Annotated in this window: 8 protein-coding genes and 4 pseudogenes; 4 read left to right on the forward strand and 8 right to left on the reverse strand. The window is 38.1% G+C overall.

Features of this window, described 5'->3' with window-relative positions:
- Positions 1–126 precede the first annotated feature (126 nt).
- The 3 genes and pseudogenes from KW850_RS31475 to KW850_RS31485 form a co-directional block, all read right to left on the reverse strand.
- On the reverse strand, positions 127–345 hold the full coding sequence (locus KW850_RS31475) for an acyl-CoA dehydrogenase family protein (RefSeq protein WP_218351569.1): 219 nt from the start codon (positions 343–345) through the stop codon (positions 127–129).
- Between the two features lie 153 nt (positions 346–498).
- A pseudogene (locus tag KW850_RS31480) lies at positions 499–747 on the reverse strand (PLP-dependent aminotransferase family protein); the annotation flags it as partial.
- Positions 748–1,067: 320 nt separating this feature from the next.
- On the reverse strand, positions 1,068–1,454 hold the full coding sequence (locus KW850_RS31485) for a pyridoxal-phosphate dependent enzyme (protein ID WP_374226408.1): 387 nt from the start codon (positions 1,452–1,454) through the stop codon (positions 1,068–1,070).
- A 136-nt stretch (positions 1,455–1,590) separates the two neighbouring features.
- Between KW850_RS31485 and KW850_RS31490 the strand changes: the two genes are divergently transcribed.
- On the forward strand, positions 1,591–1,791 hold the full coding sequence (locus KW850_RS31490) for a tyrosine-type recombinase/integrase (protein ID WP_374226409.1): 201 nt from the start codon (positions 1,591–1,593) through the stop codon (positions 1,789–1,791).
- A 197-nt stretch (positions 1,792–1,988) separates the two neighbouring features.
- On the opposite strand, the pseudogene KW850_RS31495 reads toward KW850_RS31490, so the two are convergent.
- The 5 genes and pseudogenes from KW850_RS31495 to KW850_RS31515 form a co-directional block, all read right to left on the reverse strand.
- Positions 1,989–2,375, reverse strand: a pseudogene (locus KW850_RS31495) (homocysteine S-methyltransferase family protein); the annotation flags it as partial.
- A 381-nt stretch (positions 2,376–2,756) separates the two neighbouring features.
- Positions 2,757–4,193 carry an amino acid permease gene (locus tag KW850_RS31500; protein ID WP_218351572.1) on the reverse strand — a complete coding sequence of 479 codons (1,437 nt, stop codon included), beginning with the start codon at positions 4,191–4,193 and terminating at the stop codon, positions 2,757–2,759.
- Positions 4,194–4,268: 75 nt separating this feature from the next.
- Positions 4,269–5,723, reverse strand: coding sequence for an aldehyde dehydrogenase family protein (locus tag KW850_RS31505; protein ID WP_256358570.1), 1,455 nt, complete (start codon positions 5,721–5,723; stop codon positions 4,269–4,271).
- Positions 5,724–5,779: 56 nt separating this feature from the next.
- Positions 5,780–6,820, reverse strand: a complete 1,041-nt coding sequence (locus KW850_RS31510; protein WP_215003745.1) for a homoserine dehydrogenase — start codon at positions 6,818–6,820, stop codon at positions 5,780–5,782.
- A 28-nt stretch (positions 6,821–6,848) separates the two neighbouring features.
- The gene (locus tag KW850_RS31515; RefSeq protein WP_218351573.1) at positions 6,849–8,069 is read right to left on the reverse strand and encodes a cystathionine gamma-synthase family protein; all 1,221 of its coding nucleotides are present in this window, start codon (positions 8,067–8,069) and stop codon (positions 6,849–6,851) included.
- Between the two features lie 530 nt (positions 8,070–8,599).
- Between KW850_RS31515 and KW850_RS31520 the strand changes: the two genes are divergently transcribed.
- The 3 genes and pseudogenes from KW850_RS31520 to KW850_RS31530 all read left to right on the forward strand — a co-directional run bounded on the left by KW850_RS31520 (position 8,600) and on the right by KW850_RS31530 (position 12,028).
- Positions 8,600–9,244 carry a GntR family transcriptional regulator gene (locus KW850_RS31520; protein ID WP_308128890.1) on the forward strand — a complete coding sequence of 215 codons (645 nt, stop codon included), beginning with the start codon at positions 8,600–8,602 and terminating at the stop codon, positions 9,242–9,244.
- A 378-nt stretch (positions 9,245–9,622) separates the two neighbouring features.
- Positions 9,623–9,876, forward strand: a pseudogene (locus tag KW850_RS31525) (HTH domain-containing protein); the annotation flags it as partial.
- A gap of 810 nt (positions 9,877–10,686) precedes the next feature.
- Positions 10,687–12,028: pseudogene (locus KW850_RS31530) on the forward strand (IS3 family transposase).
- Positions 12,029–12,104: the final 76 nt, after the last annotated feature.

Below are 12,104 nucleotides of genomic sequence, written 5' to 3' on the forward strand. Positions count from 1 at the left end.
TGATAATCCAGTTCCAGTTAGGACGTCACCTGATTCAAAAAATGGTAGTAAGTGGTTGTTGATATATGGGTTGTTACTCAACCTGAAAGACGCCAAAGCAGCTAAATGACACCATAATGTAAATGCTTACGTCATGCAAAACTTTGCCGTTTCTTCTATTATATATAGCTCTCCACAGCGGACATCTTCCATCTGTAAAAAATTCGAACTAAAAAGACCCGCTTTACCCACTGCATTTAAAAATTCTTTCGGATAATAAGCCTTCTCATCAATTTGTCTGATATTTGGTTTAAGATGGTCATTAATTATTTGATTAAATACAACATTTTCTATTTTTTTATCCATATTGCAACTCCTAAAAAATAGTTTATGGAAAGGTATCTTCTCCATATTATCGGATTTTAAATTTTTATTACCATCCAATGAGCTGCTTTTTTCACCATCCATTTGTTGTTTATCAAAAAAAGGATCATGTCAATAACATGATCCCTTCTAACTTTAAATATTAGTAGACGCAAGTGCTTCCGCAAACCTTTTAATTCCTTCATCAATTGATTCTTCATTTTCCCTTGCAAATGTAAAACGAACAAAACCTTTTTGAGACCCCATCGTATAGCCAGGGACATAAATGACTCCCTTTTTGATCGATTCCTCCAATAGTTGCGTTTCATTCACCTCTTTTTTTATCTTGCACCAAATATTAATGCAGCCCATAGGGGTGGAATAATCAATTTCATCCTTTAAATAAAAATGTTATAAAAAACTGATTGATCCCTCAACAGGTGATGAGTTGGGAATAGCCTATTACTCTAAAAAGACTGGAAATTTGGTTAATAATATACAAGTTATCAATGCTGAAGATGAACTTTTAGAAAGCCGGAAATAAATCATTTCCGGCTTTTTTCATAACTTACCCGTTCCATTGCAGCTATCGCAAGTTTTGTGATCAACGCCTATGATTGTCTTGAACCAGATTTCCCCTTCGCCATTACAGACGGGACACACATCTTCCTGTTCTAAAATAGGTTCCATCCAAAGTTCTCCTTCCTCTTAATGCATATATTTCTTTAACTTTGAAATAAATCAGATGATAAGTATCGTTCCCCTGTATCGGGCGCCAAGCCTAGAACATTAGCCGTTGGCGGCAAGGATTTAGCAATTTGAAGAGCAAAATAGATAGATGCAGCACCTGATGCCCCAACCAAAATCCCCTCTTCACTGGCGAGACGCCGACATGTATCCTGAGCTTCTTCGTCATGAATCAATAAAATTTTATCGATAATGTCCCGATTTAAGATTTTAGGTATGAAACCTGGACCTGTGCCAGGAATTTTATGCGGACCTGGTTTCCCACCAGACAATACAGGAGAACCAGCCGGCTCAACAACATAGATTTTTAAATCTGGAATTAAATTTTGATCCTTTTTAAAAAATCCCTCTTGTATGAACAGTATAGGATTTTTCCTAACTGTCTACACAAGAGGGATAATATCATAACCTTTTTATAAATTCGAAGTATTTTAATGTTACAGCGGACTAAAACAGCAAGGTGATTTAAAACCATTGCCGTAGCGAACTAATTTTGATTTTATCAAATATAAACAAGGAAATGTGACACCCCATTGGTTTCGTCACTATTTTGCCCAGGAAGCCTATCGAAGTGGAGCCCCTCTCTTGTTTATCCAAAATACATTAGGACATAAGAAAGTAACTACCACAGAAATTTATCTGAAGGAAATCATGAAAAAGGAAAATGACGCAGCGCAGTACATTGATGAGAAAAAATATTAAAAAAGATTACCAATTTTGGTGTTGAAAGAGATGATATCATTCCCTGTGACCGCTTGAAAGAGATGACCCTGTTTTTTGCTTGATAAATTGGGACACTTTTTTCCAGTTTGAAACCTACATTTTTACATGGAGAGGCATACATGATTGCCTTGGTTAATCAGGTAGGCCCTTTTTTGGATATTTCCGGAAATCAATTAAAGGAATGCGCCATATGGCCCTACTGAACCGGCTACTAAAGGCTTCGACCGGTTTGACCGGTTCTCGGATTTTCCCCAGAATTCATCGCGTGCTTTTAAGGCTATCTGGACGGATTTCTTTATGAGAAATAGCGCTTCAGCCTCGCTTAAACCGCGTCGGGCAAATCCTTCGACAGTTGCCTGGTAACTGGCGGTGATAGCACAGTCAGCTCTCGCTGTAAAATAATCCGTATGTACCTGTTTGATAAGCTCCGGATTTTCCATAAGTATGGTTGCCGACCAAAGGCTGTCGTTCAAATCACAGCCATGACGCTCAAGCTCAGTTGCCATTGCACCGTCAAGTATAACTAGCGGGAATTTCTGTAATATGTTTTCAATAGGATTCATTGTAGTACCTCCGCTACAGTCAATTTTCTGTGATCCCGTAGAAATGATGAAAGGACGAGGACTTTCTATTTCTTATATCATCAGTGTCTGAGTTCATCAATATAGACCAAAGTTGGAAAAATGTCTTGGCCGTTACTTAAGTTAAACAGATTTTAGGTAGAGTCGAAGCGATGAATTTGGTTAGAAAGGACAGATTCTCCTGCGGAGAAGTCTGTCCAAAGTCAGGTGAAATTCATTCAGCAATGGATTGGATTAATAGCTTAACAGTCTGACAACCGAAGATTTTGTACGTTTTTTTATTTTATTTACAGTTTTTTACACCTCTCCCGATAGTATCAGTAGTATATTCCAGTTTAATGGATCTCTTACACCAGACCCTCTCTACTTAATATTCTCTATATACTGATCGAGTTCATCATGAGAATCTAATAGATTCTTCTTTCCACGATTTTTAATATAGTAGTAAAAATAGCATAAAGCAATGAAGGGTACTCCGCTATACAGAGCAATTCGTTGGCTTTGATCGAAAGCAAGTCCTACACAAGAAGCGAAACACAAAACAAAAGCAGTGATGGGCACAAAGGGATAAAGCGGTGTACGAAATTTCAAATGTGTAATATTCCCCCCCTCTTTAATAAAACGCTTACGAAACATATACTGCGATAACACAATTCCCATCCACACAATAACCACGGCAAATCCTGAAATAGCTACAAGCACTAAATAAACCGTATCTGGTGCAACTACACTAGAGAATAACGACAAACAGGCTACTGCCATACTTACAATTAACGCATTAAGCGGCACTCCTTTTGAGGTTACCTTTCCTAAGAGGGGGCTTATTGTTTTTTCGTTGGAAAGAGACCATAACATACGAGTAGATGCATAGAGACCGGAATTTGCTACGGATAATAAAGCTGTAAGAATAACGAAGTTCATGATATCAGCTGCATAAGGAATTCCTATATTATCAAAGACCATAACGAACGGACTTTCAATGACTCCCGCTTCTTTCCAAGAGATTAATCCAGATAATACAAATATAGCACCGATAAAGAAGAAAACGGTTCTCCAAATTACATTTCTAACGGATCGGGGTATGTCTTTTTCCGGATTTTCGCTCTCTCCCGCGGTAATTCCAATGAGCTCTGTTCCTGAAAAGGCAAAGTTTACGGAAATCATAGCCATTAAAACTGGAAGCAGCCCATTAGGAAAAAGACCTCCTTCACCAGTAAAATGTGAGAGCATCGGGGCAGATGCATGGCCTTTCATTGGTATGAAACCAAACATCGCAGCTCCCCCCAATATGATAAATAAAATAATGGTAATTATTTTAATTCCGGCAAACCAAAATTCTGCCTCCGCAAAAAATTTTACTGAAAAGGCATTTAGTAGAAAAAGGGTAATCGCAAAGATGACACTCCATATCCAAACGGAAGTATCAGGGAACCATCTCTTCATTAATAGACCGGATGCGGTAAATTCCGATCCTACTGTTACCACCCAGGTAAGCCAGTACATTACACCAATGGTAAATCCGGTAGCAGGACCGACATACTTTGTAGCATACGTTTGAAATGAACCGGTTACCGGCATGGCTACAGTTAATTCACCAAGGCACAGCATAACAAGATACATAATCAATGCCCCAACTAAATAAGCGAGAATCGTCCCTCCTGGTCCAGCTTGATTAATGGTATAGCCCGTGCTTAGAAAAAGGCCCGTTCCAATTACCCCTCCTAGCGAAATCATGAACAAATGTCTGCTTTTCATTGTACGCTTTAACTGATTTTGATCAGAATTATTTGCCTGTAGCATCCAGTTTCCTCCTTTGGTATAGGTAACCACGTGGCCAACCTATTAGGTCAATTCCTATTAAACTAGCATTTTTTATTATCTTTTAACGGCAACCTTAAAACAAACAACTTTTGGTTCGGTCATTTCTTGAAGTGCAAATTTAATTCCTTCACGACCTATACCAGAACCTTTTACCCCCCCAAAAGGCATCGCATCTATTCGATAATCGGAGCTGTCATTTACGATAACCCCGCCTACATCAAGCTTACGTACAGCCCCCAAAGCATAATCTAAATTTCGAGTGAAAATACCTGCTTGTAAGCCGAAAGCCACATTGTTAGATTGAAAAATAGCTGTATCAAGATCAGGAACACTATAAAGGGTAACAACTGGTCCGAAGACTTCTTCCGTTGCCAGCTTGCAATCAGCTGGTACATTCTCTAAAACAGTTGGGTAATAAAAAGATCCCTTTCGTTTGCCGCCACAAAGCAATTTTGCACCGCTTTCAACGGCTTCATTAACCCAACTCTCCACCCGCTTTGCTTCCTTTTCTGATATCATTGGCCCCATATCGGTTTCCTCTGAAAATTTATTACCCACTCGATACTTTAGAGTACGAGTAAGGAACCTTCCGACAAAGTCCTGATAAATCCCTTCTTGAACATATACTCTTTGCACTCCGAGGCAATTTTGACCTGCGGCCCAAAAGGCTCCGGAAACAGTTGATTCAACGGCTTCTTCTAAATCAGCGTCTTCCAGAACGATAACCGGTGAGTTCGATCCTAATTCCATACTGAACTTTTTCATGCCCGCCTTTTGCATAATCACTTGGCCAGTGGAAAGTCCCCCTGTAAAAGATATCATTCGTATCGCTGGATGGGTAATCAGGCTTTCTCCCATATCACTTGGATAACCGGTAATGACGGATAAAACTTTAGGAGGCAAACCTGCTTTTTCAAATGCTTCTGCCAATAAAAGAGCGCTTAATGGTGTAGCTGGTGCTGGTTTAACGATAATCGCATTTCCAGCAGCAATAGCTGGCCCCACTTTATGTGCAACAAGGTTTAATGGATCGTTAAAAGGCGTGATCGCCACAATGATTCCAATAGGAAAACGATAATAATATCCCATGCGATCTTCACTTCCCGGCATTTGGTCAAATAAAATCGTTTCTCCATTCATTCTCCTTGCCTCTTCAGCACTAATACGAAGAGTCTCAATACAGCGTAATACTTCTTTTCTTGCCTCTTTAATTGTTTTACTTCCCTCACATGCAATCGTGGTTGCAAATTTTTCTTTATGTTCATAAATCCAGTCAGCAGCACGACTTAGAATCGTGATTCTTTCGTGCGTCGACATGTCAGCAGCAATTTTTGCTCCCTTTTTTGCCTCCTCTATGGTATGAAGTACATCTTCCTCATTAGCGGCAGGGACAGTTGCGATTAAACGATTATCTTGGGGGTCGAAGACTTTTATGCTTTTGGAGCGGGATACCCACTTTCCAGCTAGAAACATCTTATTTTCTTTTGTCTGTGTCTCTATAAATGTCATTATGTAACCACCTCATATGACTAATTTTTTATTTTGTAATTTAATAGTGCAAAAGATTACAATTGACCGCGGCTAATATTAATTAAATCAATAAGAATAGAGAATCCGGTTTCCTTTCGGCCAGCTCCGGCACCAATAAGCGTGATCGGACCGGCTAAATCGCAATCATATGTAATCGCATTTTGTGCACCTGAGACTCCAGCTAAAGGATCTGTAATCGGTATCGCTTCGGGACCTACCTTTGCGATGACTTTATCACCATCTTTTATACATTTAGCAATAAGTTTCCACTTTTTCCCCTCAGATTTTGCCCATTGGATATCTTGTTGTGTAAGATGACTAATTCCTTCACATTCTACTTCTTCTCGTTTCATCGGAACGTTCATGACAATATTAGCAAGAATAGTAGCTTTATATTGTGCATCATACCCCTCGACATCACTTGTAGGATCTGCCTCTGCATAGCCAAGAGTTTGTGCCTCAGCCAATGCTGCCTCATAACTCAAGCCTTCTTCCATTTTGGTTAAAATATAATTGGTCGTTCCATTTAAAATCCCACGTATTTCAGAAATATTATTTCCTGCCAATGCAACGAGGGGCATTCTCAATGCAGGTGTTCCGCTCATAACGGTTCCTTCAAAGCCCCATCGAACATGATTCTTTCTGGCTAACTCAACTAGCTCTTGGTAAGCTAAAGAAACTGGGCCTTTATTACTCATTACTACATTCTTTCTGCTTTCAAATGCTGCCTTACAATGATCGATAGCAGGTTGGCCGGTTTTGACATCTGTGAAAGTAATTTCTACAATGGTGTCCGCATTACTTTCACGGATTGTCTGAAAACTATCCCATCCTCTTACCAAACCAGGGCTTTCCGGGTAACGATCAAGTTTCCCTGTTTCCTTTACAGCCTGTAATGCTTTTGCAATATCTAAGCCTTCTGGATGATAAAGAGATCCCTTAAGAAAATCGGAAATGGCAACAATTTTTGCATCAAAGGCAAGTTCGCTGAGTAACAATTCACCTTTTTCTTCTAAAATTTCTGCAAATCCTTGACCAACTACACCAAAACCAAGCAACGCAATTTTATGTGTCATACTCAATACCTCTTCCATTGTTATATTTTCACTTGCTGCTATTAACAGGCAATTGCGATTCTAAATGGGAAAAAGCTTGATCTAAATCCGAAATAAGATCTTCTGTATCTTCAATCCCTACGGAGATACGAACCAAACCTTCCGGAATACCAAGAGCTTTCCGTTCTTCAAGAGTACATTCGACATGGCTGGTCGTTCTTGCCGGTCCGTATATCGTTTCAACAGCTCCAAGATTTCCAGCTTTGTTTGCATATTGTAATTTTGGCAATAAAATTTTGATCGCCTCCATTTCATCTTTCAATACAAAACTTAATATTCCGCCGAAACCCTTCATCTGTTTCTTTGCAATTTGGTGATGTGGGTGTGTTTCTAATCCAGGGTAATAAACTGCTTCCACAAGCTTTTTCTTTTGCAGATACTTTGCAATCGCCATTGCACTCTTTTCTTGCTGTCGAACACGAAGTTTTAACGTTTTCATCCCTCTTAAAATAAGATAAGCTGACCACGGATCCATGGTTGCTCCATTAATTTCCCGATAGTGATAAACTCTTTTCATCAGTTCTTTGGAGCCGCACACCACACCCCCTAAAGCATCGGCATGTCCGCTTAAAAATTTAGTGGCACTATGGATGACGATATCAACTCCTAATTGAATTGGATTTTGATTAATAGGAGTAGCAAAAGTATTGTCTATTATCACCAATGCCCCCACCGATTTTCCAGCTCTCACCATTCTCTCAATATCCGTAATTTTCATGGTAGGGTTGGTTGGAGACTCCAAATATAAAACCTTACATCCTTTGGCCACTTCAGCTTCAATTTCTTCATGATTTCCAGTGTTGCATAACGTCACATCTACATTGATATTCGATAAGAATTCGGTAAAGATTTTATTAGTTGCCCCATAGGTGTCTTTTACGGATATTACCCGGTCTCCAGGCCTTAAAAATGTATATAAGGTGCTGCTAATAGCGGCCATTCCTGATGAGAAACCAATCGCTTCCTCCGCTCCCTCAAGAATTCGTACTTTTTCTTCAAAAGCTTGCACAGTTGGATTGGTCATTCGATTGTAAATATGTCCAGGTTTATTTCCGATAGCAACCTCTTGCCACTCATCCACGTCATCGTAATTGTAGGCTACACTAAGCACCACAGGAACTTGGGTTGCATTGTAAGCAAGAGATTCTTTTTCTCCTGCCCATACAGCTTTTGTACCGTCTTGTATATCTTTAAAGTTTCTTTCACTCATGTTTCTACCACCTCTCATTTTTATAATTTTGAAAATGTCCTTTTGTATCCCAACTAAATTTCATTAAAAAAAATCCCCCTTTACGCTAAATTGTTTGCACTTCTCATTTTTAATTAGTGCGTTTTTTGGACACCTTCTTACTAAGACGCTTTAAATTATACAATATATTGTATAATGTATAATACGCTGAATTATCTGAAAAATATCTGTATGAAGATTATATAATGGACCTTTTCCATTTTCAATGTAAAACTTTAAAAATATATTTTAAAATCTAACTGTCTAGTTTTAATAATTAAGATATATTTGTATTGGCTGGACTTAAAAAACCACAGCTCCGCTTCTTCCCTATTCTTTTAATTTTCCTAAAATAGGAATCTAATATGCATCGATTCATAACATATTAGACTTGGAGACAATAGATTTAAAAGGATAATGAGTTACTTTGGGACCATATTGAAGAATTTGGATGCTCATGCTAATATAAAAAGCGAGAATTTCTACTTTTTTTAACTTAGGGGGGAATAACTATCAAAAAGAGGTACCGATCACTAAAAGATCATGTATATGATTATATAGCCACAGAAATTCAGAATGGAACATTGCTTCCCAATCAAAAGATAAATGAAATAGCACTAAGCGAGAAATTAGAAGTAAGCAGAACCCCTGTGAGGGAAGCCTTAATTCAACTAGCTTCTGAAAATTTACTAGAGTCCTTTCCTCGAAGAGGATTTATCGTTAAGGAAATTGATACCAAGAAAAAGCTCGATGTTTTTAGTGTTGTTGGTGTACTAGATGCCTTTGCAGCTACTTTAGCTCTGGAGAATTTGACCGAAGATGACATGGAACTAATGGAAGAGTTGGTTAGGAAAATCGACCTTTCCATTTCTCAGAAAAATTATACAGATTATCAAAAATACCAAAACCAATTCCATAAAGTATACATTGATAAGTGTTACAACCCTACATTAATTGAGCTTCTTGATTCTTTACAGAATAGTTTTGTCAGGCAGATTTATTTAAGTAAAGACGAAGAAAAACTCTTTACATCATTAGAACAAATGAATGAACAGCATAAACAAATTATTGATTGCTTTAAGAATAAAGACAAAGAAAGCTTGGAGCACCTGATTAAGAATGAACATTGGAAAATAACTCATATCGATATGATATAGAATATATGGGGCCGGTTAAAAATGATTTACTAGAAAAATAATTTGAGTCAAATGATTTTCCTAGGTAAATTTCGATTCCCCTTAAAGACATGAAATGGCGCTCTTGTCAGCGCCCCCAGCCTTCCTCCACAATTTGAAACACCTGCCTCATGGCCTTATGCTCCATTTCGAAAAATTTTCCCCCAAGAAAAAACAGCGATTAGCTTATGCCATCGCTGTCTATATTCCCTAAATTAACCTGTAACTTCCGGTGAACGAATAGCATACTGTGCAAACGGTTAAAATGTACCCTATAGAGTAGACACCTTAAAAAAGGTCTGCGCTATAGGGTACTTTTATGTGTAATGAATAAAAAATGGGGAACTGGAGAAAAATCAAATGTCAAAAAAACACTTTACTGAAAAGGAAATGAGAAACCTATCCAATAATCCCTATGTCAAATCTGTAAGTTCAAAGGGAATTACGTATACAGATGAGTTTAAAAAGATTTTCATAGCTGAAAATGAGAATGGAAAATTACCACGCAATTTTTTGAAGAAAATGGCTTTGATGTTGAAGTCCTTGGTATTGTCAGAGTAAATAGATCAGCTTCTAGGTGGCGTGCTGCTTATAAGGAATCAGGAGTATTAGGGGCAGCCTTAAGGCAGTGTTTTTTCTTTAGAAATGTATGTTTTTAACGAAAATCTTTCAAAACTATGTAGAACTTGCTTCGGGCGGCAGCACTACGGACTGATCAAAAAGGAAAAACGTCTTTCTGCCATTCCGTACGTGTCGCTTTGGCACTAAATGGCCCGATAACCACGTTTTGTACGGCTAGCGCCTACAATCCGTAGGTTCCTGTTCCAGTTACGGCAAGCCGCCGTACCAAACGAGCCCAAAACCTATAAGAGCAAATACATAAGAAACAAAAGGAAAGCAGCCTGAGGGCTGCTTTTATTGTTTATTTTTCCCTTTTGCCTTACGAATCGTAAAACATCGTAAACCGACTAACCTTCCAGCCGGCAGGACACCCGAACCTATCCGGCTGAAAGCTAAAGCGGTAGTCGGCCAATCAAGGGGCAAAAGACTTTTTTGCTTTCGTACGCTTTCGCAACAGCAAAAAACTTTTTGTGCTGTTCCCTTGACCGGACGCCTATGCGTGTTTTTCGTTTCTCCATGCCAAAGGGGAAAAATAATCCCCTTTGGGGAACTTATTCACTTCGCAAGGCAAAAGAAAAAAGGGAAAAGAAAAAACGAAAAATGAAAGGGAGTTAGGAAAAATGGATTTTATGTCAATCTTTGAAGTCGTTAGAATCAAACAAGAAATAAAAGAATTCCCTGAACCTGAACTATAACCCGAATAATGGACACTAATTAAAAAGTGCCCTTTATTCGGGTTTTTCTATGTCCTCAGAAAGAAAACCCGTTTATAATAAAAGAATTATTGTGGACGGAGGATTTACATGAGTAAGAATTTATTTACGGAATATCAGATTAAAGAATTGGAGAAGAACCCGAACGTTTTACGTGTATCAGAACGGGTATTTCCTATAATTCTGACTTCAAAGTAACGGCTGTAATGGAGTATAAAACTGGGAAAATTCCTTCTCAAATCTTTATTGAAAATGGATTTAACCTTGAAGTGATAGGTAAAAGCCAGCCCAAAAGATGTCTTCAAAGATGGCGTGATATCTATGAGAAGTTTGGTGAACTTGGTCTTCAATCAGAGCGTAGAGGAAAGGCAAGTAGTGGTCGACCTTCTTCAAAAGATCTCTCTGTAGAAGAAAAACTCAAAAAGGCTGAAGCTAGAATCAAATTTTTAGAAGCAGAAAATGACTTCTTAAAAAAGCTAGAGGAACTACAGAGGCAGGCGTTGAAGAAGAAACGGTTTTAACTCCTTCAGAGAAATTTCAACTTATTGAACACACCATTCGTCAACACCAGTTAAAGAACTTAATCAGTTATTTATGTGAATTAGCTGAAGTGAGTAGAAGTGGATACTATGCTTGGTTAAAGGCTGCCACTGTTCGCCAACGTAGAGATGTTGAGGATGAACTGGATATTGAACTAATCCAGTTTATCTTTCACCAGAAAAAGGAAAAGGTCGGGGCTTTACAAATCAAAATGATCTTAGAAAATGATTATTTTGTGGAAATGAATCATAAGAAAATACGAAGGTTAATGCGCAAATATCAACTCATTGCTAAAGTTAGAAGGGCAAAGCCTTATAAAAAAATGGCAAAAGCTACTCAAGAACATCGAACATGCCCTAACTTATTAAATCGTGAATTTAATCAAGAAGAGCCTGGCAAAGTGTTATTAACTGATATTACTTATCTATATTATTCAAATGGTCAAAAAGCTTATTTATCCTGTGTAAAAGATGGTAGTTCGAACGAGATATTAGCCCATTATTTGTCCACTTCTTTAGAGATGGATATTGTTTATAAAACATTGAGAAGACTCGATGAAGCTATGTATGATGGGTTTCATCCTGAGGCGATCCTACATTCAGATCAAGGGTTCCATTATACTCATCCCCTCTTCCAAGAAAGAGTAAAGAAATTGGGTATCATCCAATCAATGTCCCGAAAGGGAAATTGTTGGGATAACGCGCCAATGGAATCATTCTTTGGTCATTTTAAAGATGAGGTTGATTATAAAGTCTGTGAGAGTTTAAGTGAACTAAAACAGTTAGTGGATTCATATATCGAGGAGTACAATAATGATCGTTACCAGTGGGGATTAAATAGGATGACCCCGGTACAATACGAGGGCACTGAAAAAGTCCAATATCTAAATTAGGCAGTTGAAAGTTTCAATTGAATTGAACTTTCAACTGCCTTTTTAATTTATAATTAATGATATTAAATGTATGTAG

It is taken from the genome of Bacillus sp. sid0103, assembly GCF_019219025.1.

Coding starts and splice junctions, on each gene's coding strand:
- KW850_RS31475 (WP_218351569.1), bottom strand. CDS start 345: ATGGATAAAAAAATAGAAAATGTTGTATTTAATCAAATAATTAATGAC.
- KW850_RS31500 (WP_218351572.1), bottom strand. CDS start 4,193: ATGCTACAGGCAAATAATTCTGATCAAAATCAGTTAAAGCGTACAATG.
- KW850_RS31505 (WP_256358570.1), bottom strand. CDS start 5,723: ATGACATTTATAGAGACACAGACAAAAGAAAATAAGATGTTTCTAGCT.
- KW850_RS31510 (WP_215003745.1), bottom strand. CDS start 6,820: ATGACACATAAAATTGCGTTGCTTGGTTTTGGTGTAGTTGGTCAAGGA.
- KW850_RS31515 (WP_218351573.1), bottom strand. CDS start 8,069: ATGAGTGAAAGAAACTTTAAAGATATACAAGACGGTACAAAAGCTGTA.